Source organism: Pseudoalteromonas distincta, from assembly GCF_000814675.1.
Lineage (GTDB): Bacteria > Pseudomonadota > Gammaproteobacteria > Enterobacterales > Alteromonadaceae > Pseudoalteromonas > Pseudoalteromonas distincta.
This window is the reverse complement of record NZ_JWIG01000022.1, coordinates 1-24,589: the sequence shown is the minus strand read 5'-3', so window position 1 is coordinate 24,589 and position 24,589 is coordinate 1. Positions and strand designations below refer to the sequence as shown.

Here is a 24,589-nt window from a genome sequence, read left to right as displayed (position 1 = left end):
CAGTTCGATGTATGGAGCGCACATGTTACCCGTTATTTCTTCAATGCCTTTTATTCCTGAATTATTATGCCCCGCAGGCAGTTTAAAAAACATGCGCTACGCGTTTGCTTATGGCGCAGATGCGGTTTATGCGGGGCAGCCTCGTTATAGTTTGCGTGTGCGTAATAATGAGTTTGACCTAGAGACCCTGCAAATAGGCATTAGTGAGGCGCATGCGCAAAATAAAAAGTTTTATGTGGTGTCTAATATTGCGCCGCATAACGCTAAAGTTAAATCGTATTTACGTGATATAGAGCCAGTTATTGCGATGCAGCCCGATGCGCTGATTATGTCGGACCCTGGTTTAATTATGCTTGTTCGTGAAAAATGGCCTGCCATGCCAATCCACTTATCAGTACAGGCAAATGCGGTAAATTACGCGAGTGTACAATTTTGGGCAAAGCAGGGGATCGAACGGGTTATTTTATCAAGAGAGCTGTCGCTCGAAGAAATAACCGAAATACGCACACTCTGCCCAGACACCGAACTTGAAGTATTTGTACATGGCGCACTGTGTATGGCGTATTCGGGACGTTGTTTGCTCTCTGGTTACATAAATAAGCGCGATCCAAATCAAGGCACGTGTACTAATGCATGTCGCTGGGATTACGATGTAAAACCTGGTGTTGAGAACGAAACTGGCGAAATGGTACATAAAATTGACCCCAAACAGGTGATTCCTACACTGGGTGAAGGCGCGCCAAGCAACGATGTATTTATTTTAGAGGAACAAGGTCGCCCTGGTGAGTATATGCCTGCGTTTGAGGATGAACACGGCACCTATATTATGAATTCCAAAGATTTACGCGCTGTGCAATACGTAGAGCAGTTAACAAAAATGGGTGTACATAGTTTAAAAATAGAAGGGCGTACTAAGTCATTTTATTATGTGGCGCGCACTGCACAAGTTTATCGTAAAGCAATAGACGATGCGGCTGTGGGTAAACCATTTGATACTAGCTTATTTAAAACATTAGAAAACTTGGCGCATCGTGGGTATACCGAAGGCTTTTTAAAACGCCATGCCCACCAAGATTATCAAAACTATGAATACGGTCACTCTGTATCAACTAAGCAGCAATTTGTGGGTGAAGTACTTGGGCGCTGCGAAAATGGATTAGTTGAAATAGACGTTAAAAATAAATTTTGTACTGGTCACTCTTTAGAGCTTATGACACCACAAGGTAACATTACTTTTAAGCTTGAATATATGGAAAACAAAAGAGGCGAAAGTATTAGCGATGCTAAAGGTTCTGGTCACATTGTAAAAATCCAGCTAGATGAGGGCATTAATTTAGATCACGCTATTTTAATGCGTAATCTTGAGGATCACCAAGATACCCGTAATCCATTCAAAGAGGTCAGTTAGGATCCACTCTAATAACTGCTCAAAGCTATTTTATTAAATAGAGTGACGCTGAGCAGTTATATCTTCATCTGCTATTTTTTAAATACCATTTATGGAATTTATCTTATCATTAATGCTTATTTATAAAATTTTAAAAGCGAATATAATGGATATTCGTACTTAACACGTGTTGTTAAATCGCTCCTCACTGTTACCCCATTACTTTTTAAAGGAATCATTTTTGTATGTGGATAATTTTTGCATTACTCGCAACCGTTTTTTTTGGTGCTCGAGGAGTGTTGTATCAATGGACGTCGCAAAAAAAAATTAACCGTAACTTATTATTATTCGGTGTGTTTTTTGTAGGATTTGTTGTTAGTGCGCTAGGTACAGTGGTATTTGAACATACATGGTATGGCTGGGCAGACATTACGGTTGGGCTAGCGTTAGGTTTTGGCTCTTTTGCTGCTAATGGTTTGTTGCATAAGGGGTTTTCGGTTGGTAAAGCGTCTTTAATTAGTATTTTATCGGGATTAACGCCTTTGTTTGTCCTTTTATTTGCTTTTTTATTGTGGCAGGAGACCTTAACAACAATTCAATTAATTGGCTTTTTCATTATTTTTGGTGGCCTTTATATCATTCGTTATTCAAGCGATATTTCGTTGAACAACCTACAAGGTGCGCAATGGGGATTACTCGCTGCACTTGCCTTTGCATTTAATGATTTAATGGGCAAGCAATCAACACTTCTTGAGGCCGATACGTTTGCAACGCTAACGTCTATGTTTGGTTTTGGTAGTTTTCTCTTTGCTGTTAGTTGGTTAGTAAAGCGAAAAAAAATGCTAGCAGAGCAAGGCACTTCTCAAGGGTATTGGTCTGCGAGTAAAACATTTTCATGCGGGTTACTGATTGGATTAACAAACGTGGCAGGTATGGTGGCAATAATATCGGCTTTTGTAATTGGTAATACAGGGCTCGTTTCGGCAATTTCAGGGATGAACATTTTAATTATTTTATTGTACTCACGCATCATCCTAAAAGAGTCTTTTACACGCCAAGAAGTGATAGGATTAGCAACAGCATTTTTAGGTGTAATTGTACTTAGGCTTAGTTTTTAAACGTTTAAAGCTTTCTTTTTAAAAGCATACATTGCTACTTTTCGTTGAAGTGTTGCAATGTATGCTCTATTAATAGTCGTACCCGATAAGGTACTTGTTTTCTGTCGCGATAAAGCATAGAAAATGGCTGCCCTTCACTTTGCCAGTCAGGAAGAATACGTTTAAGCTTTGTGGCTTCAATAAGAGGCAATGCTATATAATCAGGAATGTAGCTAATGCCCACACCAGACTCAACGGCTTGTTTCATCATTTGAATTTCATCAACTTCTAACCGGACATGCGTGTTTGGATTAAAACTGTATTCTTCACTCGTTTGCTGATTTTTTAACTGCCACGGAACTAACCCAAGGCACGTAACTTTTGGGTGTTCTTCTAATTGCTTCGGATGAGTGATGGGATGATGAGCATAATTTTGGTGAGCACACAGCAGGTTATGAGTAAGCTTAAGTTCTCTAATAACCCAATTATCGATGGCTGGGTTTCTTACTCTAAACGCGATATCAATCCCTTCTTTTTCAATATCAATAAGATTATTTGAAAAGCGTAAATCTAATTGAATATCGGGATATTGCAGTAAAAATTCACAAAAAATAGCACTTAAAAAGTGTTTACCTATGTAAATGGGTGCAGAGATCCTAATTTTTCCTTTAGGTTGGTCTTTCTCATCACAAAGTGCTTGCTCAATACACTCTACTTCGTCAAATAACTTGCGGTAGCGGTCGTAATATAATTCGCCAGTATGCGTAAGTGTTACCCGATGAGCATCTCGATTTAGTAACGTTAATTGCAGAGCTTGCTCTAATAAACGTATTCTACGGCTTAAAGTTGATAGTGACATACCAAGGTTTATGGATGCTTTTTTAAAGCTACCTAGTTTTACTATGGTGCAAAAGTAACGTAAATCATCAAGAGAATAACTAGCTGCCATTAGAACTACTTTATTATTTAGGATTTAGGCAATATTAACAGCGGCACTTTAAAATTTCATTAGAGATTAAGGGGTAAGAACTGAAGTTAGGCAATAAAATTTTATATAACTTTGATTTCATAATTCTTCATGAAGGTACTGGTAAACAACGTAACTCAATCTGTTCAGCAAATAAATTAAAAGTAGTTTTAAGTCATGCTTGTTAAAGCCATTGAAAATAGATTTACATCAAGTGCTTTATTTAATTAAGTGAATTTATAAGTCGTCTTTTTTGATGAGCCCCTTAAGAATAATGAGAGGCTCCACACAAAAGTGGAGCCTCACTTTTATAATTTAGAAGCGATAACTTGCACCTAAATAAACAGTACGGCCATTAACCGTCGTATTGTACAAACGATCATTGGAGTCTGAATACTGCTCTTCTCGTTCATTAGTCAAATTACTTGCTTCTATAGTGAGCTTTAGCTTTTCATTAACCTGATAAAATGCTGATGCATCTATGTATGTACTGGCATGAAAACCATTTTCGTCTTCATCGCCGTTACCGGCTTGTACCGATGCAATATAGTCACTTCTATAAGCTGCTGCAACGCGTGCGCCCCATGAATCAGAATCGTAATATACTGTAAAGTTGCCCGAATGCTCTGACAGGCCAGGGAATGATTTATATTGATCAATACCTGAATTACCTACATTACGGTACAGTGCTTCACCATCAGCAAATGTATAATTAGCAATAACACCTAAGTTATTAAACGGGGCAGGTAAAAAGTCTAGGTCACGTTGAAAAGCGAGTTCCCAGCCACTAATATCACTTTCATCTAAGTTTTGAGGCTGAATAACAGTAAAAACAGTATTTGATGTTTGCGGATTACCGTTTTCGTCTACGTCGCCTAAAAAGCTAAGAGGATATCCGGTTTGGCTGTATGGGATATCATATGTTTCGGTGATAATGAAGTTATCGATAGATTTATGAAAGTAACTTACGGCCGCATACCCAATGTTTTCAAAATAGTACTCGACTGAAAAGTCGAAGTTAACTGATTCGTAGGGTTTAAGGTTTGGGTTTCCTGAGCTGATACTAAGGCCATTGGTTGATGTGGCATCATTTTGAACAACGCCTGTTGGCACTAATGCACCGAGCGAAGGGCGGGTGAGATTTTCGCCATAGCTTGCACGAAGTACTAAACTGTTATTACTATCCCAAACTAAATTTATAGCAGGCAAAAGTCCTGAGTAGGTGTTTTCAACATCAACTACTTCTCCATTTATTAAACCTACGGCGTTGGTTTTAGTATCGTAATGGCGTACACCAGCATTACCCATTAAATAACCTGAGCCCAATTCCCATTCAGCTTCGTATTGCAAATAAGCCCCAAAGGTTTTTTCTTGTACGTTATCGGTAAAATCAGGATTATCTAAATTAGGATCGATATTCATACTTGCTAGGGTGCCTAGTACATCGACACTTACCCATTGCTGTTTATTGTGCGCGGTATTTGTAAATGTCAGGCTTGGATCTACCGTGTCATCCAGTACGCCATTTTCCCAATCGCTGCGGTTAACGTTATCAGATTTAGTTTCACCGTTTTCACTTTCAAACTTTTTATTAGATACACCGAACTTTATATTTGAAGTATTGTTAAGCGTGTAATTAAAATCTAATTTTATAGAATCAAATGTATTGGTGATTTCTTCTTCAGATATATCAATTTCGTGATAGCGGAACAAACTACTGTCAGTAGGATCAAACCCGTATGTATTTTCCCCATAATAAGCATCCTTGCGATAATCAATAGTTTCATCGCCAAATGTTTCTAGGTAAACTTTAACACTGCCTGTATTGAACTTGGTTTGTGAACGCCCGACTAAGGCGGTCATATTTAAATCTTCTGTAATTTGCCAATCGCTATTTAATACAAACTGACTAATTTGAGTATCAGCATATTGGCTACGACTTTCTGAATGAATAGCGGCGTCTTCGTATACCGAATAAATAGCGTCGTTATTTTCATTTATTTCAAGAGTTGTTAGCTTTGAGCATATTTGCTCGTTGTTATAAGCTGGTCCAGTACAACCAATAGCTGTTGAACTAGAACCTCTATTTTGTAAGTGATATTCACTGCGGTCATTATTCAGTTCACCATATAGAGCGTCAAAACCGAATTCAAGGTTATTACTCGGGCGATACTGCAGGGCAAGTGTTGTCCCTAGGCGCTCCTGTTGGTTTTCAAATAACGAATAACGGCTACCACGTGAAAAGCTCACTTCTTCGTTGTTAATTTTGTCTTGTAACTCATCTGATAGCTCGGATATATCTGAGCCTGAAGCATTTTTTTTGCGCCAGCGATATGTATTGTAACCTTGCTCATTTACATCACGTTTGCTGTATGCAATTGAAAATAATGCGCCAAATTTATCATCCCAAGTATCTGAGATCAGAGCTGCAAAACGTGGACTAACATCATCAGTTTGTGAATTGTCACCAAGTTGACCTGATATTGCAGTATTAAACCCATCAAAATCAAATGGTTTTGCTGTATGAAGTCCAACAGTTCCACCTATACCACCTTCATCCATTTCGGCTGAGAAGGATTTTTTCACATCAACGCGCTGAAATAACTCAGAAGCAAATATGTTAAAATCAAAAGCGCGTGATCTGCTTACTGAGCCTCGGCTATCCATTGCCGAAGAAGACGTACCCAAAGCCTCCATACCGTTAAGTTGTACTTGTGTAAAGTTTGGTCCTAAACCTCGTAATGAAATTTGTCGGCCTTCGCCACCTTCTCGGGTAATCGCAATGCCAGGAACTCGTTGTAGTGAGTCAGCTAAGTTTAGATCGGGAAAATCTGCAATATCTTCAGCGACAATAGAGTCTTGTGCGCCCACAGCATTTCGTTTTAAATCTTTTGCTTTTAACAAACTGTTGCGATAACCCTGTACAACTATTTCTTCTACTTCTGTTTGAGCAGATTGTTCTGCATACACATAATTAGACGCGCCTAATGAGCTCATTATAGCCGTTGCTAAAAGCGTACGAGATGGTTTGTTCAACATAATGCTTCCTTGGTTTTTAATTTAAAGTTGATTATTAATAAAAGGGTTTGTGCGCACTAAATGACCTTCGTCAAATTGCACCACATAGTTAAAGCGCGCCTGCTGTGGCGAGCTGGGTATAAAATCGGTCGAAATTACTTGTGCGCCGCTATTTTTCGCGGCATTAAATTGGATTGCTCGCTGAGAATTGGTTGCACTTAAGGTTGCATCTGCGCGGGTGCGCACCATGTAACCTTTAAGTACAAGTTGCTGAATTTTATAAAAGTCGCGTGTAGGGTTGTTTACAATCATAAAAGCAGCTTCGGGCTGGTTTTCATCATAATTGGCAAACATGCTTGCCCCTTTTAACGAAGGCCTATTTTGTTTATAAAGTGCCGATTGCTGTGTATTGCCATCAAATAAGAATATGAACTTACCAGCTAAGGCACGTGTACTTGGCCACCCAAACCTAACGACTGTTTGGTTTAAAGATAACGGTATTTTACGTAAGTTATCGGGCGTGAATAATGAGTTAGGTAACGATTTTTGAATTACTTCATCGAGTAAATAATAATCGTTCGGTGTAAATTTAAGTGGATTATTGCCCAGCACTACATCTGATCGCGTTTCTTTTACATTGAGCATTACAACAATAGGAAAGTGCTGCGGGTTTGCCTCTGACCATGTTTTAAGTGTATTCAAACATCCACTAAGCAATACACAATGGCTTTGCACATCAATATCGGGAATGTGCATTACTTTAAATCCAGGGGTAGCTAATTGCTTTTTTTCTAACTCATTAAATAAAGGAGTCGTTGCAAAAGTATTAGCCCAAGGTTTTATGTATAAGTCACCATTAGGGTCTTTTAAAACGTCAATTTCTAAATAGCGAACACCGCTATTTAACTGTTTAATAATGGGAGAATGACCGTAATCAATACGGGCCATTAGTTTAGGATTTAGAGTGTTTAATTTATTTTTAACGCCTACGTTTAATGTTTTTTTATAGCTGTTATGTGAGCCAATCATTTGAAAGGTATTTAATGGCATAGCGTTAATGCTAGTTACATAACCTGCAAAAATAATAAAAATAAAAAGTGGCATACCACGTCTCAATTGTTGTGTTTGCTATCTAAGAGCGAGCATTTATAAATTAGGGGACACAAAAATATGGATTTAATAAAAGCTTCATAATTGAAAAGCATGTTTATAAAATTTTATGTCCCCTTTTATCCATTACCGCGCTCTAAATAATAAGTTGAGTGAAAACTGGATAAAGCCATCATGATTAGACTCAAAGCACTATGGTTAGCACTATGGATTGGGTTATGTATTACATTTAAAGTGAGTGCTATTGAGTACTACGAGGTTAAAAGTGCAGTGAAGGTGGAGACGGTTAAAGTTGCATTTTTAGCTGATATTCATCTACATGATATTTTTGCTAATTTACATAATACAGACAATATAGGCTTACCAAAGGATGTAGGGTCAAAGCAACCATTATTGGTACGAAGTATGTATGCGCAGCTTCACTCAACGCGACTTTTCAATGAAAATTATTTTGTTTTTTTACATGTATTAGATGAGCTAGTAGAAAAAGAAATTAAGCTAGTCGTTTTACCTGGCGATTTTACTGATGACGGCCAACCCATTAATGTAAGTGCTCTGGCACGTATTTTAGGCCATTATGAAAAAACATATGGGATGCGTTTTTTTGCGATTCCAGGCAATCATGATCCTGTAAAGCCATTTACAACACCGGCAGGTAAAGCTGACTTCTTAACGGCTCAAGGTAAAGAGTTTGGCGTTTATAGTTACCAACATGAAAAGTGTATGACTAAGCAGTCTGTATGTGATGATGGTTTAAAAAACTGGGGTTACACTGAAATATTAAGCACACTCAGTGACTTTGGATTTAGCAAACATAAAAGTGACGTGCTATATGAAACGCCTTATGAAAACCGAGAGTTTATATGGTGTGACCCTAATGATGTTAATCATTGTATAACGATGCCAGATGCGAGCTACTTAGTTGAGCCCATAAAAGGTGTTTGGTTAATGGCAATAGATGCCAATGTGTATGCACCACAATGGCAAAATTCGCCACTCACTTTTAAGGGTTCGTCTAGTGCCGGCTATAATGCTTTAATTGATGCAAAGCCTTTACTGTTAAAGTGGATAAAAACGGTTGTAAAAAGGTCAAAAGAGCAAAACAAAACACTGATCGCATTTAGCCACTTTCCAATGGGAGAGTTTTACGATAATGCGAATGATGAATTACATAAAGTGTTTAGTCGTGGCCATTTTTCCCTACCTAGAGTGCCTACACCCCGTACGACACAAATACTTGCAGATACAGGATTAACACTACATTTTGCAGGACATATGCATCTTAATGATACGGCGCTGGTAACAAGTAATCGAGACTCTCAGTTAGTTAATGTACAAGTGCCAAGTTTAGCTGCTTATAAAGCTGCATATAAGATTGCAGAGCTAAACTTAGTAAAGCACACCGCATTGGTAAGTACTCATACATTAGACGATGTTCCTGGTTTCAATGATTTATTTGGTTTATATGAAAAGGAATGGGTATATCGTGAACAACATAATCTTAGTAATTTTGACCGTACTATTTTGAGCTCAGAAAGTTATGGTGATTTTACTAAACAGCATTTATTTGGACTTATTAGTCAGCGTTTTTTAAAACGCGATTGGCCAAAAAGTTTAGTGGCATGGCTAAACGATAATCACTATTTAGCAGATTGGTTTACAGATATGCAGTGTTTAAATAAAGTCTCGCCTAATTTGCTAATTCAACTTAAAGCTGTATCTACAAAAGAATGGCTTCGAGATTTTTATTTATTAAGAAATGGTGATGTAACTGCAGATATAACACCTCAAAAGCGTATTACTTATCAACAGCTAAATGAGTTTTTAGCTCAATCGACTTGTAAAACAGATACGCAAACACAGCAGTACTTGGCTTTGTTAATAAAAATAATGGCAAAATTTAGTAAGCATACCCAAGGTGAGAATTTTAGCGTTGATTTGAAAACGGGGGAGATTATCTAATACTGATAACTCAACCCCAAGTAATAAGTGCGACCACTTGTGGTTGAGTTATAGGCTCTTAGTGTTGAGTTACTGTATTGTCGCTCTTGTTCATTGCTGAGATTAAATGCGCTAAATTTAAGTTTCCAATGATTAGAAAAATAATAATTTAGGTTTGCATCCCAATAAACAGTCGGCATAAACCCTGTTTCGTTTTCATCGAGCAAAAGACTGCCTGCCCGAACTAAATATTTATCTCTAAAAATAGCGCCTAGTTTAAAATTGAACTTAGGATGATCGTAAAAGATCATACTTGAAGCGGTTATTTTAGATAAAAAAGGTAGGTTTTTTTTAAATAAAGCTGAGCCATTATTTGAGTCGTAATACGTGACTTTGCCTTTATTGTAAGTTGTTTGTAGGTTGATACCCCAGTCAGAATTATGTATTAAATAATTTAAACTTATTTCCGCTCCCCACTGATAAGCTGATTCTGCATTACTTAGCCAAAGGTTATTTATATTGGGGACTGTAGACTCTGAAGTTTTTGATAAAGGGACTTGTGTGGTAACTATGTAATCATCTAAATCTTTATAAAAGAGTGATATATTAAACGTACTACGACTACTAAAATCTGCCTCTAAAGAAATATCGGTATTATAAGATAAGTAAGGTTTTAGATTTGAGTTAAATGTATATTTTGTATTATTTGGGGTATCGTTTGAACCATTAAAACTTAGTGAGTTCAGTAATGGTTTTGAATAGTTTTTAGAAAGTCCTACACGTAATCGCCAATGATCGTTTATAAAATATGAGCCATTAAACGTTGGCAGCCATAAATTATACAAAATAGGAGAGTGGGGCGCTTGAGTGTGAGATGTTATGGATTCTGCTTGGTAACGCACACCTATATGGGCCTCCCATTTTTCCTGCTCTGTGCTTATTAAAGTATAAGCTCCTCTGCTATATTCTTGTATATGCTCGGCTTCAGTGGTGATTGATGAACTATTATTTTGTATGTTGAATGGGTCGATGCCATAAAGTTTAAGTGCCTCATTAGTGTTTATTTTTAACCATTGTAGGCTTTTATGTGCATTTTGCGGTGAAACATACGACGCAGGAAGGTCAGTTAATTGTTGTGGTGCGTTGGTTAATTCATTAAAAAAAATATCGTTTTGCTGTGCGTTATACATTTTATTTTCAAACAAAGTCCAATCAGCTCCAAATTGCAGTTTTATTAAACTATTAATGTCATATTTAAAATCTAATTTTGCGAAGGTGTATTCACTATTTGAATTGTATTGTTCTATATCACCATGATGCATTTGCCACATGGTCGGATCTTTTAAATTTTCACTGTAGTTAATATCAGCATAAAATGGCGTTTGACGATAATCAATCGTAACGTCACTTATGCCTTGGGTATAAATCTTATTGCTGTAAGGAATGTCATACTTTGATTGTTCTTTTCCTAATATGGCGCTTACTTTCCAATTTTTATTCACTTGTTGCGTAAGTGATAGCACACCTTGCTGATATGCCGTATTTATTTCTTGGGTTCTACTTTCGGTTGCAACTCGTGCATTTTCGTAACGTGCATACACTAGCTCATTATTTTCATTCGTTTGAATGTCTGTAATTGTTGTTAGCCCTTTAATTATAGGCGTAGACTGCTCCCCTCTAGGGTATAAATGATATTCATACCGATCTCCTTTTAAAAAACCTGAGAGCATATCAAAATCAAAATGGGTGGTTTCATTTTTATACTCTACAGATAGATTTGCCCCAAATCGCTGCTGTGTAGCTTGCCATACCGAGTACCGATTACCACGAGGAACTATATAATCGCCTTGAGTCAAATGCAGTGCTTGTGATTGGGTTAAAGCCGATAGGTCAGCCCCATCTATTGCAATATTACGCCAGCGAAATGTATTAGCACCTTGCTCTAACGACTCTCTGGTTGTGTATGCAACGCTTGCAAGTACCCCCCAATTATTCCACGTGTTAGAAATTAAGCTTGAATAGCGTTTTGCGCCTGTACCCACATAGTCGTTGTAGCCAACTTCTGGGGTAATAATAAATTTAAACCCCTCATTATCTAGAGGGTTTATAGTTTGTAATGCCATTGTTCCAGATATTCCACCTGCAATTTTATCGGCGGAATATGCTTTAATTACATGGATTTGTTTAAAAAGCTCGGCAGGTAAAATATTGAAATCGAAAGAACGATCGCGCTGTTTTTGCACTCGGCTATCCATAGGTGAATCATTATTTGCTAACACAGGCATACCGTTGAGTGTCACCAAACTAAAATCAGGATAGTTACCTCGTATTGATACTTGGCGACCTTCGCCTGCTTCGCGAGTAATTGCTATGCCAGGAATATACTGTAAGGCCTCGGCCAAGTTAGTATTGGGAATATCGGTAATATCTTGTGCTGAAATTGCTTCACTAATCGTTTTATTATTGTGTTTTAAATTTCGTGAGCTAGCTAATGAATAGCGAATACCCTTTACTGTTATTTCTTCAAGTATTTCGCTATTGGTTGTTATTTTTTTTTGAAAAATAACAAAACCCTTGTCTTGAATTTTATATGTTAACTCGCTGCCTCTTAATAAAAAATCTAGTGCTTGAGCAAGTGTATGATCGCCCACTAAGGTGGACGTAGTTTTGTCGTTGATAAGTGAAGGGTTACTACTAAAAGAGACTGCATATGCATTTGCTACCTCTCTTAAGCTATCACTGAGAGAACCCGCTGGTATATAAATAAAGGTATTTATATTTTTTGCCGCACTAGGCAACGTTGTTAAACAACTAGCACCGATAAAAAAGTACACTAAAATACTTTTATTTAATGTACGTACCTGTTTTAGCATAATCATTTAATCAAAGTAATACAGTCATATTTTTTACTCATTTAAGGTAACGTTAAATGAAGTACGTTGTTCTTCTTATCTACTTTCCAGTTATAAGTTGATGCAATGAGCATAAGGCTTTGTTGTGGCGTTTCGAGATTAAATCGTCCGCTAATTAGTGTATTATTTAGTGTGTTATCCACTTTAATTACCATAGGGCTGTAACGCTGCAATTGTTTAATAACACTGGTTAGAGGTTCTTTTTCTGCATCAATCCAACCCATTCGCCAAGCAGGGAGTTGTGCTAACTGCTGGCTATAATCTACAGTTATATGGCCATTTTTTATAACAGCTTGTTGAGAGGGAGTTAATATCACTTTATCTAAAGCCGAGACTTCTACTTTGCCTTCGTACACAGTTACCACTACTTCATCTTTATTGCGCTCTACATCAAAAGAAGTACCCAGTACTTTAATGCTTGCTTGTCCTGAATTTATTATAAATGGCCGTGTTTTATCTTTGGCTACATCAAAAAAAACCTGTCCTTTTTTTAATTCGATTTGCCTTGAGTGTGGTAGCAAGTGCGCAGTTAACTCACTATCTGCATTTAAGTGCAAATATGAACCGTCATCTAATAACTGCGATACACGTTTACCTAAATGTGCTTCTAAAAGCTGAGGCAGGCTAGATTTAACTGCGGTTTTTGCAATCGGTGTTGGTGTAAATGTCTGTTGAGATATAGCAAGCCAGTACACTGCAAAAGCAATAGCGCTAAAACTAGCTGCTAAGGCGAGCATAGGGAAAGTTCTAGAGCGTTTAGCATTAGGCGTAATTATTGGAGTCGGTAAACTATATTGTTTAGTGTAAATGTGTAAAGCCTGTTTAACAGCAGGATCGCCAAATACATTAGCTATTTTTTCAAATGCATTCTTATTTTCTGTGCATTTTAACCAAAGCGATAGTTCTTCACGGTCATGATCATTTAAATCATTAATCCGATCTACCCAATCTGCTGCCTGTTCTAAGCGTTGTTCGTTCATTAAAAAACCTAACCTGCGTTGATTAAATATAAAGAGCGTAAAAGTGTAATAAAGGGGACATTTTTATTGATTTTTTTCTATGTGAAGCGTTATTTGTATCATTGCGCGCGTAATATGTTTTTTTACAGATTCTTGGCTCATATTTAACTGCAGACTAATTTCTTCGCGACTTAATCCGTCAATACGTCGAAGCTTAAATACTTTTCTTCTTAAAGGTGGTAACTCTTGCAACGCACTTTTAACAAGCTCGAGCTTTTGCTCTGTAATAGACTGCGCTTCTGGATCGCTATTATCATTTGTAAAAAGCTCAATATCTTCTGCATTATTTGGTTGGCTTTTATTTTTTTGCCAATCACTATACATAACAGACTTTGCGACTTGATTTATGTACGCCTGAAAGTTTTCAATTTCTAATGTGTCATTTCTATTTAATGTTCTTAGTAGAGCTTCTTGCACAAGATCGTCTACGTCATCTGTATTATTGGTTCGACGACTAATGAATTTACGAATATGGCTGATAACGTTTTTTACATCGCTTTGTTCAGAAAAAATATTTAAATTCGATGGCAGGGGGCTTTTAAAAGTCTTCATTACTCAGTCTAGAATTTTATTTTAAATAAATACTAAGTGAATAATATGACCAATTGATTACAGCCAGGTTGATAGCGATTAAGTAAATTGAAGTGATGGTACGAAGAGTAAAGCATCATTTAGATCATCTTAACGCTTTAAATAGGGTTTAATTTTAGGCATAGAGTATTTGCGAAAATAACACTTTGAAAAAGGCTAAATTCTTGGAGGTACTATATTCACTTGTTATCCTTATTTGAATGTTCTTTTGACGGGATTAGCATATAAGTAGAGGGCCTAAGCGCTTTTTGGCAGGTCAGCTAATTTTATATTAATTTAAATAAATAACTTAGGAAAGTTAAAATAATAATATCAAATTTAGTAAAAGTGCGGCTATTTCTATTGATTAAGATCAACAAAGCAACAGAGAAAGATAGGCATAATTCGCGGTTGTAATTTACACCCAAAAGTAAAATGGGGTGCTACAAATGTGTGTTACGATTTAATAAAAAATAGTGGCTTTTTATTAAACTAGAGCTGCACAAAAGTTAGCCTTTACACACCTTTGTTTTTACTTATCTTTTTGTTTTATAATGATATTAATTGAAAAGGCTAAAAAATGGCTCTACTCATAAATAGTAAATGCATTAACTGCGATAGTTATAAGGTTTTCAATTAAAGTCTTTAAAAACAGTCTGTTACTTTGTTGTGCTATGGCTTGTGCTACGACTTTACGTAACTCGTTAACACTAAGCTAGTATCTTAAAAACAGTCTTAAAAGGCAAATTGTATTAACTGAATAGTTGAAAACTTTAGACTTATAGAGTCTTTGAATCTTATATTTATGTTTTGTAGGTTAAAGAATTAATTTGGAAAAGAGAATTGAGAGTTAATAAAAGCAAAACTTAGATTTTTCTTTTTTATGACACAACTATAAAGTGCCTTTTAGGGATCTTTAAGCTGCATTTTGGGTTTTAAAGTGACTTATTGGTCACTTTAGCTATAGTCGGCTATACCCAAGAAGTTTTCTATTGCTTTAACTTAATCTACCTTCTTTGTTTGTTTAATAAGCCTAATTAATATTACGGTCAGCACAGTAGCCGGTAACAACCATATAAAGTCGCTCATTTCTACACCTTAACATTTGAAGTTATACTCTAACCTTAATGCTTTTGATGTGTTTTGCAAATTTACGTCTCTTATCTTATTACCTTTCAATTTTTCTCCTCACTTATGCCTAGTTAGTTTTAGGACAAATTAACGAGGAAAAGTCATGAAAGACCAAAAATCGCCGTTTATTCGCCAATATGTACGCGCTAGTAGATCACCGTGGGATGACAGCTCTACAATTTTGCTACTAGCTGATGTTGTTGATAAGCAAACACTAGAACTAGGTTTCACCAATTACGTTTATTTACACCGAGATAGCGTGGGGTGTGTGCTGGGTATTAGTATTTCTCAACAGTTACTAGCTGCTAATCCTGAGTTCTCGGAGAGGTATTTGGAAGGTATTGAGATGTATGCTTTTTTACTCATACATATTGAAGACATAACAAACTTTTGCAGCTTGTTTAGTGCAGAATTTGAGCAGCTATTTATGCTAAAACCCAACGTATATTTTGCAGCTGCAGAAGACAGTTGGTTACGGTTAATAGAAAGCTCATAAACTCTGGCGAGCCTTTAGGCTCGCTTTTTAGTTTTAAAGATTCTGATCCAATTGTGTTTTAAATAAATAATTTAAACTCACAAAAAAAGTCACTATTTCTCCCTAAGAGTGCCTATTTATAAATAACCTCATAATAAGGGGAGTAAGTAATTATTAACGGATAATAATTATCAAAATTAATTTACGATAAGGAAATTCTATGACTTGCAGATATACCTCTACTCTAGACATTATCACCCTGTTAGAAGATGTCAAAACGGTTGTAAGGGATAACGATCATAAAATAAACAAACTCATGCTAAGTGCAGATAACCCTAACTTTAAAGGCTTTTGGGCTATTGTAGAGCCTCAAGTTTTTAATAAAAAACATCTTAATTATCGTGGCGTAAAATTGTTGATGTATAAATTAATGATTTGTTTAATAAACGATGTACACCAACCCGTACCAGCATATCCTGATTACGATGACGAGTTTTATGAAGAGCCAGAGCAAGCATTTAGTGATGCGCCAGAAGAGCGCTTTGATTCAGTTTTTGATAGTAAGTTCGAGGATGAATTTGAAGACGACTATAAAAATGATATTGAAAATGAATTTGTTGACGAGTTTGAACAAGATCGTATTGATCGTAATATCCAAGATTCAATAAACAGTCTTCTAAATAAATAATAAAGGACAAATATAAGTTATTTTAATAATAAAATAACTGCCTAATCATTACCCCTAAAATATGCCATGAGTCATTATTTGCAGGCTCACTACTTAAGCTGAAAACTGGTTTAAGCAGCTCAATCTCATTAATAGAGATTACACCTCTAGGGGAAGGCGTGACGCAAATATAGCGCCTTGTTATTACTTCACAAAAGCGTGTTTTTAATAATAATGTTGGCAAGGCTTTAAATAGGCCAAAAGCAAAGGGGGAATGGATTACTATCCATTCCCCCTTTGCTTATCTATCGTTTATTGATAAAACATTTCATTAATTTCTTCACATAATTTAGTGCGGAAAATAATAGACGAGTGAAGTAATTCAGCATCGCTTTCACTGAGAAGTGGTGCTCGTGTCTTCTTGTCAAAACGTTGCGGCATTTCCTCAAATAACTGTTCGTGGAGTCGCTTAATGTCATCAAAAATTTTGACTGATTGGGAGAATAAAAAAATCTTACTGTAATCGCCCTTTTTTAAAGACGACAAATATTTTAGTAAAATGGCCTGTCGTGCAGTTTTGTTTTTAAAAGAGTGTTCCACCTCAATAGCGACTATTGAGCCATCAGGAAGTAGCACAGCGCCATCCACAGTTCGTGTATCAGATAGGTTATTGATACGTTTAAATTCAGGCTCGGTAATAAACCCATTCCACATTGGTGCGTACGTTTCATCACTGTGGTAATTATGTATACCGCGCAGCATGACAAATGCATTAATCAGGTTATGCATTACATTGTTTTGATTGAACTGCAGAGCAGGGTTTCTATTCGCTCTAAAATGTATATCGATGCCCATTAACTCCTCTGCAAATTTGGCTGCAGTGTAGGTAGGTACATAGACTCGACCGTCTGGGCTTCGGTGTGTTTTTACCACCCGCAAAAAACCATCGTTTTCTAGCCGGTTTAAATGCTCTAAAGCTAACCGATGATTGATGGCATATAACCAACGAACAATGCCTGGGGTAATAATGGAAAATCGAATCGCGATTAATACGGTCAACCTAGTTCGGTTAACCCCTTTTTGATGATTGTTTGCGCCTGGATAATACCGCATATCAATATCAAAATAGCGAGGGTAGTGAGTGAGGAGTAGGTTGTTCGTTTCTAAATCTTTTGATGGTTTCTGAGTCAATTCAAAAGTCCTTTTGATGAGTTAATTAGTAAAATTAACTAGCACCGCAACACAAAAATTATCATCATTTTATAATTACATTGCCGTTTTTCATTCCGAGATGCTCTGACAGCATGCACGGAATCATTGTCGCGATAATTATCGCAACAAAAGCCGCTTTCAGCGGATGGTCTCTCAACTTCGTTGTTTAACCATAGGGACTAAAACGCCCGCCAGCTCTGGTGTTGCTCCGCAACGAGCTGACTCGACGCGCTATCGCGCTAGCGTTGTAGACCCAGCGCGAATGTACGAGCTACGCTCCGTACTAACCGCCATACTGCCGCTTCAGACAATGCGATGGGTGCCCCATTATCCGCATTTTTCTTCGCTTTTATTTTCTGACGAAAATAGATGGTTCGATATCAATTTGTGCCAAATTAATATCGAATTTCGCTGATGCGAAACATTATCGCGGTTAGTACAGACCAGCCTGTACATTCGCGCTGTCTCCATGTGTCTACGGCTTCGCCTACGCCACATTACGCGCTTGTTGGCCTCATTCTGAGGCGCTATTTTTGCAGTTTGTCGTGCCGAAAAATGCGTTTTAAAAAACCTGTCTTGCAGACAAAAGCCGCTTCCAAATTAAACTTATTAATGAATTTTTTAGAAAAGAATAAAAGGTTTTTACTTAATAAAATTAGGTGGAATAAGGGAAGGGCTAATTACTTAATTCAAACTGTTTGTTGCTGAGCTGCGCAGTCAAACAAGTTTGTTTTTTATCACGAAATCATTAAATTTGATAGCAGAAATTAATGATTAATAAGGTTTGAAAAATGAAAAACAATGACGTTACTGATATCGCTATTAACCCAACAACAGGATTACCTATCACAAATGCCAGCACTAATATCGTAGATGTTGGTGGCAATGTGGTGGGCCAGCCTAATAGAGTAATGACTGTTTATGAAATTGAAGAATCGATAAGTGATTCAAGTAATGGTGACTGTTTTGATGCATTTGACTCGTTTGATGATGGCTTTTAATGCTCAAAATATTGAAAGCAATTAGTCGGTATCGAATAGAAATCGTATATTCGACCATTACATTTGGTGGCTCAGAGTTACTGTTTACACTGTACCAATCAACTGAAGACTTAGCTTGGTTTATAGCTCTGAGTTTGTTTTGCACTAAGATGGCTATTGGCATAATTAACTACGAGAAATATTGCCAAAGTAATGGGCGTAGTATGAGAATCATGCTCAAATATTTGCTATTTAAATTTGTATAACCCTTGTTTATTTGTCCTAAACACAAAGCGCCCTGACTTTATCAAGGCGCTTTTTTTACGTTCCGTAGTATGAAAAATGAAATTTTGCATACTATAGATTCATCAAATTTCAATGCGCTTACTTACTCAATGGAAATTAAATACCCTAGCTATAAAAAGTTCAGAGTGATTATAGCTGATACTCTTTTAATCTAATTTCAACCTCAAAATGGATGTATTAACATCAGCTTCACCTAAATATAGAATATCGTCCTCATAGGAAATAAGCTTTGTAAATCTGGCGCGTGATTTTGTTTTTTCTATTACTTTACCAGTATTGATATCCACAATATGTGTTTGTTCCTTAACATTGTAGCGGTGTGCAAGTATACCTTTATGTTCAATTAATAGCCTTCTCTTTGTTTGCTTACTTATTATTTCACGACTTTCATTAACAATATTCCCAGTAAGAGTATCAACAAATAAACACCCTTGCTCACTTTGAAATGCTCTTTCACCTTGTTCTACTATTTTTATGAAAGTATGTGTTCTTTTGTCAAGTAAATGAATACCTTCACCTTCTGCGATCATACATTTACCGTTAGACACGAGCTCAGTAGTTTTTATATTGCTAATCTGAATCAGTTTATTTTCAACTAACTTATAAACACCATCAGCACCAGCTAAGAATATTTCGTTTTTAAAAAAAGCTATATGCCTAAGGCTCAGGTTTGAATCGAAGTAAATAGTATTAAATACAAGTCCATCTTTGAGTTGTTCTATTGCGTAACCACTATTGGTTAATGCTAAAACTGTAAGCACCTTATCAGTATAGGTGAAGTCTCTTACACCATTTTCTAAACTATAAGTAAAATCCCCAGATGAACTATATATAACTTCCTTGGAAACGTTACCTAAAGAGAAATAGAGTTGTTCTTCAAGAACTAAAGGGTCATCAATCTTGGTAGCTTGTGATGCCATCAATAGCGATAAATTTATATCTTGAGATAATATGTCATCTGATAAGGGCAACATAAATAGTTCATTATTATTACCTACAAAGAATAGGTTTTGTTGTGCAACTGCAACGGAATAAGGTTTAGCTCTAAATTTATAAAGTGTTCTCCTATTATTACCTTCAAAGTAAGTCAAAGACATTTTATCTAAATGATTTTCTCTTAATGAAAATACGCCATCATTGTGTCCTTTAATGTATGCATCAATAAAATTTTTATTATTTTCTGACTCAAAATTGGTACTAAAAACCTCTTCTAATCGTTTAGTTGTCAGGTCATATATAAAAGGTTTAATTGATGAACTCGGATCAACGTTAAAAGTAATGTAAAACCTATTTTCATCAATCCAATCAAAAGAGGGAAATGCATTTTGCCTGTTACAGGGAATCTCATCTATTTGGTCTTCAACAGGCTTTTGGAAGATTTTAATTTTGCATTTTGAATCTTCAACTACATGCATTATTGTGCGGCCACTTTTATGAATTTCTAAGCCGCGATAAGCACCAGAATAACTCTCCGACATTAACACTGTGTTTTGACGATTTAAAACTTTGTATAATTTTGATGTGTTTTTGTCTCGCGCAGTAACAAATAGCGAATTGTTATGAGTTGCATAGTCCAAAATATAATCTTTAGATTCAAAAACGGTTTGGGTAGAAACCTTCGGTAACGCTTCAATCTTCCCCTTATAGCTATAAGATAAAATTGCCACAATACATATCAAAATAATAAATAGTAAAGTGAACAAGTACTTATAATCATTTACTTTTTTTTGAGCAACCTTTGAGGGTTCAATCGATTCAAATTTGAGTTTGTAGCCTCTACCTCTTATGTTTTTAAATGACTCACTATCACCAAATTTTAAACGTAGATCACTTATTAGCTTGCGAAGAGAGTTTTTGGTTACAATGCGCTCCCCCCAAATTTCTGATTCAAGAGTTTGCGTATCAACAAAACCATCATCGGATGAAAAAAACAGCTTAAGTGCAATTATTTCTTGAGAGGTCAGTTCAAATTTTTCGTTGTTTTTTGATGCTGAATTAATATTTGGTGAGATTAAAAAGTCATTGATTTTATAGTTCACAGGACGAGCTTTATTATTTTTTCGGGGAGTTTAACCATTTGTTTTGATTATTTCAACAATATCCATGATATTTATAACTATTTAATAATTATGATATTTCACACTAAATCACACTGTTTTATATTTATTCACTACCTCCCTTTTAAAAAATCATAGATATTCCTTTCGTGAAAAAACATGCTTCAAAACCATTGTATATAAGTTTACAAAATCGCATTTAATTAAACTTTAAATAAGAAGGAATTATTAATAATGAACTTAAAAAGACTTGCTGTAATCGCTGTTATTTTATCTTTTGTTTCGGGTTGTAAGTCAACTCCCGATATCAGGGATATCCCGTTGAGTCTAACGGCTAAAAATAAAACACTTGAATATAAAAAACTACCAGGCGTTGCAAGTAATGTTGTCACTTTAGGGACTGTGAAAAATGCTTTAAGGGAGCATGTTTCAGCTCATACTGGATATACGCAATGCGATATCGAATGTGGAAAGTGGCAAACGGCAGACATAAAATCAATATGGGGTAAAAAAGTTTCTCTAACTGATTCTGAAGTGAAGATTACCTACTTTCGCGGGGATAAATTTCGCTCAGGCAGTACTTACCTTTCAAAAGTTCACACTGCATTTCCTTACCAAATTGAAGAAACAACTGAATCTTTTAAAGTTAACCTTTTACCTGCAATGACTGCGACTGCAGAAGATGCTTCTGACGCATTGTTTATTCCAATATCTTCCCCAATAAGCGACAAAACACTTCAAGAGTTACTCGATAATGTGATGGATAAACCGGGTAAAGATATTGATAGATATGTTTATTCAAGTGGCTCATTTGATGTTGATTTTGACCCTGCATCTGTTCAAACAAGTTTTGAGAGGAAGTTAAAGCAGCGACCTAATGAAAACAAGTCAAATAAGCGAGTTTACAAGAATAGTTTTGCATTTAATTCAGGTGGTACGGTTGCGAATGTAGATTTGGAAATCTTTTTGTATCGCGGTAAGTCAAAAGTTGAATATCGTTTAAGTCATCCTGTTTCTGTAAGCCCTGACGGGACATCACAATACGATGAAAAGTTAATGGGAATTTTACTAGAACATCTTAAAAGTGTAGCCAACAGCTGAGTTGTTGTAAGTCGTTTAAAGAGAGCTCTAAGTGGAGCGCGCTTACAAACAAAAAATAGGCTAAAAATCAAAGTTTAATCTTCAGGCACCCCAGTTGCTTACCTACCTTAAAAATATTGGAATATAAAAATGAAAAAATTAATTACCTTATCTCTTTGTAGTCTACTTGCGGCTTGTGGTGGTGGTTCTGGTTCTGGCTCTGGCTCTGAAACGCAGGTACCGGACTCGACTGGTGACACATCAACTGGCGTTGTTACCAATGTTGATTTTGTTATTGGTACTGTAGGACCACTAAGCGATGCTCGCGTTTGTGCAGACGTAAACCAAAACTTAGTGTGTGAAGAATCTGAGTTTTTAGGCCTAACATCAGCATCAGGTGCATTTACAGTGTCAGGTGACTACACAGATACAGCAATTATTATTGATGCAGTGTCAGAGAAAACAGCGAACGTAAATGAGGGCAACATTGTGGGTCACTCATACACTATGTATGCAGAAGCTGGCTCAGCGAATGTAAGCCCTGTAACAACGATGGCTGTAGACTCTGGTTACTCTGTTGAGTCAATCGCAGATTTATGGTCGGTTGATGTGAGTTTGTTTGAAGGTGACTACACGGCGCTAGATGATAGCAATGCACAAGCTGTTTTGGTTGGCTTGGCATCTGACTATGCAATTAAATTATTACAAGAAGGTGTGGCCTTAACGGATGTGCCGTATGACGTCTCTCTTGCTGCTGATACTGTTTATGCAGCGCTTGAGTCGGGTGTTGTTGCCAGTGAGATTTCATTTGAACTTGATGAAAATGGTTTGCTTTATTTAAAGGTACCTAGCGTAGAGGTTGACGTTGTAGAAGGTGATTTCATCCAAGGTACCACGCTCTCTTCGTTTGTGGGTGATTGGAGTGCATACCATTTTGACCGCCTTGATGGTGATCAGTATGGCCAAGTAACTATTAAAGCAGAGAGTTCTTGGGAGCAGTTTTGTATAAAAAATGCGTTTGTTGATTCAGGGCAACCTTTAAACGCTGATGTGGATGCTGATTGTTATAATTTTAACGTTGATCTTGATGGTTCGATGGTTCTAACAAGCCAAGATAGTCACACTTTAATTTACAACTTAATTTATGGCCATAAATCAGATGCGGGTACCGCGCTATTGTTTAAAGTAGAAAAGATAGTAAACGGAAGAAGATATGGTGGTGGCTTCATGTGGATGGATGACTATTCTGCAGCTGTGAATGAAGGTATGGGTCTTCGAGATCGTGATTGGTACCATTCTATTTATACGGGCTTAGCGGATGATAGTGCAGGTGAATTTGATGGTGTTGCTTATGAAGTTGATTTTGAAGAGCGTATGTCTGTTGAATATGACAGTGGTGAAGCAGTTGATACGCGTTTTTCGTATGTCCAAGATCTAGCGTTCTCGCCAGTATTTGAAATGAACCAGACTTCATTAGTTTACTCAGATGGTGTTGCTTATAATCGAACGGGGATGCTTCGTGTAGATGATTATATTGGACTTGCTTTGTTTAAGCGTGACCAAAAGTTAACACTAGGCCTATTATCTCCGAATGCAGAAATTATAGAGTCTGTTGATAATTGGAAAATGTATAACGGCACTGCTGCAGATTTGAAAACCTTAGTAAAATAAATTTTGTTTGTATGAGAGCAAAGGGGCTTCTATTAGAAGCCCTTTTTGATTGTACTAGCTAAAATCTTTCCGTGTAAAAAACTAGTATTGCCAATCTTCATAAGCTAAAGTGTATTAGTTCAGACAAGATCTGACACATCAACTTGAAAAAGTGAGAGTTACCCGTTTTGATAAAAGGTGTCGAATCTTTAAATCAAAACATATAAGAGGTAACTCTCATGCTACATACTAACAATCCAATTATTAAACACAAAGCGGGTTTACTTAATCTTGCAGAAGAACTTGGCAACGTATCAAGAGCCTGCAAAGTGATGGGCGTATCCCGTGATACATTTTATCGATATCAAGAACTCGTCGAAGACGGTGGACTTGATGCGTTAATTGATAAAAGTCGTAGAGCGCCAAACTTAAAAAATAGAGTTGATGAAGCAACTGAACAAGCCGTCATTAAATACGCTGTCGATTATCCAGCTCATGGCCAACACAGAACGAGTAATGAACTCAGAAAACAAGGCGTATTCGTTTCTGGCAGCGGTGTTCGTTCAATATGGCTACGTCATGACCTAGAGAACTTCAAAAAGCGTCTCAAGGCACTAGAAAATAAAGTTGCTAACGAAGGTATCATTCTCACCGACGCTCAAGTAGCTGCGCTTGAAAAGAAAAAACATGATGACGAAGCGTGTGGTGAAATTGAAACGGCTCACCCAGGTTATCTAGGCTCTCAAGATACATTTTACGTGGGTAATCTCAAAGGCGTTGGGCGTATCTACCAACAAACCTTCGTTGATACATACAGCAAAGTAGCGTTCGCTAAGCTCTACACCACGAAAACGCCAATTACTGCGGCTGACATACTCAACGACAAAGTACTGCCGTACTTCGAACAGTACGAGCTTCCCATGCTACGTATTCTAACCGATAGAGGCACTGAATATTGTGGCAAAGTCGAACATCATGATTACCAGTTATATCTGGCTATTAATGATATC

General features: G+C 36.7%; 17 protein-coding genes. 9 read left to right on the top strand and 8 right to left on the bottom strand.

Annotated elements, in window-relative coordinates; all coding sequences use genetic code 11:
* Positions 1 to 22 precede the first annotated feature (22 nt).
* Both trhP and QT16_RS13750 read left to right on the top strand, forming a co-directional pair.
* Positions 23 to 1,408 carry a prephenate-dependent tRNA uridine(34) hydroxylase TrhP gene (trhP, locus tag QT16_RS13755; RefSeq protein ID WP_039488751.1) on the top strand — a complete coding sequence of 462 codons (1,386 nt, stop codon included), beginning with the start codon at positions 23 to 25 and terminating at the stop codon, positions 1,406 to 1,408.
* A gap of 224 nt (positions 1,409 to 1,632) precedes the next feature.
* Entirely contained in the window at positions 1,633 to 2,505 is an 873-nt protein-coding gene (locus QT16_RS13750) for an EamA family transporter (protein WP_039488750.1), read from the top strand.
* A gap of 34 nt (positions 2,506 to 2,539) precedes the next feature.
* On the opposite strand, the gene QT16_RS13745 is transcribed toward QT16_RS13750, so the two are convergent.
* The 3 genes from QT16_RS13745 to QT16_RS13735 form a co-directional block, all read right to left on the bottom strand.
* The gene (locus tag QT16_RS13745) at positions 2,540 to 3,433 is read right to left on the bottom strand and encodes a LysR family transcriptional regulator (protein ID WP_039488749.1); all 894 of its coding nucleotides are present in this window, start codon (positions 3,431 to 3,433) and stop codon (positions 2,540 to 2,542) included.
* A 333-nt stretch (positions 3,434 to 3,766) separates the two neighbouring features.
* Positions 3,767 to 6,490, bottom strand: a complete 2,724-nt coding sequence (locus QT16_RS13740) for a TonB-dependent receptor (RefSeq protein ID WP_039488748.1) — start codon at positions 6,488 to 6,490, stop codon at positions 3,767 to 3,769.
* Between the two features lie 21 nt (positions 6,491 to 6,511).
* Positions 6,512 to 7,573, bottom strand: coding sequence for a Ca2+-dependent phosphoinositide-specific phospholipase C (locus tag QT16_RS13735; RefSeq protein WP_039488747.1), 1,062 nt, complete (start codon positions 7,571 to 7,573; stop codon positions 6,512 to 6,514).
* Positions 7,574 to 7,753: 180 nt separating this feature from the next.
* Between QT16_RS13735 and QT16_RS13730 the strand changes: the two genes are divergently transcribed.
* On the top strand, positions 7,754 to 9,541 hold the full coding sequence (locus tag QT16_RS13730; protein ID WP_238719447.1) for a metallophosphoesterase: 1,788 nt from the start codon (positions 7,754 to 7,756) through the stop codon (positions 9,539 to 9,541).
* On the opposite strand, the gene QT16_RS13725 is transcribed toward QT16_RS13730, so the two are convergent.
* The 3 genes from QT16_RS13725 to QT16_RS13715 all read right to left on the bottom strand — a co-directional run bounded on the left by QT16_RS13725 (position 9,538) and on the right by QT16_RS13715 (position 14,003).
* Entirely contained in the window at positions 9,538 to 12,393 is a 2,856-nt protein-coding gene (locus tag QT16_RS13725) for a TonB-dependent receptor (protein WP_039488942.1), read from the bottom strand. The two genes, QT16_RS13730 and QT16_RS13725, sit on opposite strands and share 4 nt — an antisense overlap.
* Before the next feature lie 41 nt (positions 12,394 to 12,434).
* Positions 12,435 to 13,412, bottom strand: coding sequence for a FecR family protein (locus tag QT16_RS13720; protein WP_039488746.1), 978 nt, complete (start codon positions 13,410 to 13,412; stop codon positions 12,435 to 12,437).
* A gap of 63 nt (positions 13,413 to 13,475) precedes the next feature.
* Positions 13,476 to 14,003 (bottom strand): RNA polymerase sigma factor, encoded by a 528-nt coding sequence (locus QT16_RS13715; protein WP_238719446.1) that lies wholly within the window; start codon positions 14,001 to 14,003, stop codon positions 13,476 to 13,478.
* Positions 14,004 to 15,255: 1,252 nt separating this feature from the next.
* Here QT16_RS13715 and QT16_RS13710 point away from each other — a divergent pair.
* Positions 15,256 to 15,648 carry a hypothetical protein gene (locus QT16_RS13710; protein WP_039488745.1) on the top strand — a complete coding sequence of 131 codons (393 nt, stop codon included), beginning with the start codon at positions 15,256 to 15,258 and terminating at the stop codon, positions 15,646 to 15,648.
* 199 nt (positions 15,649 to 15,847) lie between these two features.
* The gene (locus tag QT16_RS13705) at positions 15,848 to 16,315 is read left to right on the top strand and encodes a hypothetical protein (RefSeq protein WP_238719445.1); all 468 of its coding nucleotides are present in this window, start codon (positions 15,848 to 15,850) and stop codon (positions 16,313 to 16,315) included.
* Positions 16,316 to 16,606: 291 nt separating this feature from the next.
* Here QT16_RS13705 and QT16_RS13700 read toward each other — a convergent pair whose 3' ends face one another.
* A complete protein-coding gene (locus QT16_RS13700) occupies positions 16,607 to 17,485 on the bottom strand; it encodes a hypothetical protein (RefSeq protein ID WP_039488743.1) in 879 nt (292 codons plus the stop codon).
* Between the two features lie 812 nt (positions 17,486 to 18,297).
* On the opposite strand from QT16_RS13700, the gene QT16_RS13695 reads away from it, so the two are divergent.
* Positions 18,298 to 18,507, top strand: coding sequence for a hypothetical protein (locus tag QT16_RS13695; protein ID WP_039488742.1), 210 nt, complete (start codon positions 18,298 to 18,300; stop codon positions 18,505 to 18,507).
* Positions 18,508 to 18,938: 431 nt separating this feature from the next.
* Here the strand turns inward: QT16_RS13695 and QT16_RS13685 are convergent, their stop codons facing one another.
* On the bottom strand, positions 18,939 to 20,831 hold the full coding sequence (locus tag QT16_RS13685; RefSeq protein ID WP_039488740.1) for a winged helix-turn-helix domain-containing protein: 1,893 nt from the start codon (positions 20,829 to 20,831) through the stop codon (positions 18,939 to 18,941).
* A 252-nt stretch (positions 20,832 to 21,083) separates the two neighbouring features.
* On the opposite strand from QT16_RS13685, the gene QT16_RS13680 reads away from it, so the two are divergent.
* From QT16_RS13680 to QT16_RS13670, 3 genes are all read left to right on the top strand, one after another.
* The gene (locus tag QT16_RS13680) at positions 21,084 to 21,950 is read left to right on the top strand and encodes a hypothetical protein (RefSeq protein WP_024597939.1); all 867 of its coding nucleotides are present in this window, start codon (positions 21,084 to 21,086) and stop codon (positions 21,948 to 21,950) included.
* 129 nt (positions 21,951 to 22,079) lie between these two features.
* Entirely contained in the window at positions 22,080 to 23,600 is a 1,521-nt protein-coding gene (locus tag QT16_RS13675; protein WP_039488739.1) for a hypothetical protein, read from the top strand.
* Positions 23,601 to 23,818: 218 nt separating this feature from the next.
* A partial coding sequence (locus QT16_RS13670; RefSeq protein WP_039488738.1) for an IS481 family transposase occupies positions 23,819 to 24,589 on the top strand: 771 nt, incomplete at its 3' end.

What these genes read in the sequence shown, in the direction of transcription:
- QT16_RS13740 (WP_039488748.1), bottom strand. Translation starts at nt 6,490, where the DNA reads ATGTTGAACAAACCATCTCGTACGCTTTTAGCAACGGCTATAATGAGC.
- QT16_RS13680 (WP_024597939.1), top strand. Translation starts at nt 21,084, where the DNA reads ATGAACTTAAAAAGACTTGCTGTAATCGCTGTTATTTTATCTTTTGTT.
- trhP (WP_039488751.1), top strand. Translation starts at nt 23, where the DNA reads ATGTTACCCGTTATTTCTTCAATGCCTTTTATTCCTGAATTATTATGC.
- QT16_RS13735 (WP_039488747.1), bottom strand. Translation starts at nt 7,573, where the DNA reads ATGCCACTTTTTATTTTTATTATTTTTGCAGGTTATGTAACTAGCATT.
- QT16_RS13725 (WP_039488942.1), bottom strand. Translation starts at nt 12,393, where the DNA reads ATGCTAAAACAGGTACGTACATTAAATAAAAGTATTTTAGTGTACTTT.
- QT16_RS13730 (WP_238719447.1), top strand. Translation starts at nt 7,754, where the DNA reads ATGATTAGACTCAAAGCACTATGGTTAGCACTATGGATTGGGTTATGT.
- QT16_RS13695 (WP_039488742.1), top strand. Translation starts at nt 18,298, where the DNA reads ATGAAAAACAATGACGTTACTGATATCGCTATTAACCCAACAACAGGA.
- QT16_RS13710 (WP_039488745.1), top strand. Translation starts at nt 15,256, where the DNA reads ATGAAAGACCAAAAATCGCCGTTTATTCGCCAATATGTACGCGCTAGT.
- QT16_RS13745 (WP_039488749.1), bottom strand. Translation starts at nt 3,433, where the DNA reads ATGGCAGCTAGTTATTCTCTTGATGATTTACGTTACTTTTGCACCATA.
- QT16_RS13750 (WP_039488750.1), top strand. Translation starts at nt 1,633, where the DNA reads ATGTGGATAATTTTTGCATTACTCGCAACCGTTTTTTTTGGTGCTCGA.
- QT16_RS13715 (WP_238719446.1), bottom strand. Translation starts at nt 14,003, where the DNA reads ATGAAGACTTTTAAAAGCCCCCTGCCATCGAATTTAAATATTTTTTCT.
- QT16_RS13675 (WP_039488739.1), top strand. Translation starts at nt 22,080, where the DNA reads ATGAAAAAATTAATTACCTTATCTCTTTGTAGTCTACTTGCGGCTTGT.
- QT16_RS13705 (WP_238719445.1), top strand. Translation starts at nt 15,848, where the DNA reads ATGACTTGCAGATATACCTCTACTCTAGACATTATCACCCTGTTAGAA.
- QT16_RS13720 (WP_039488746.1), bottom strand. Translation starts at nt 13,412, where the DNA reads ATGAACGAACAACGCTTAGAACAGGCAGCAGATTGGGTAGATCGGATT.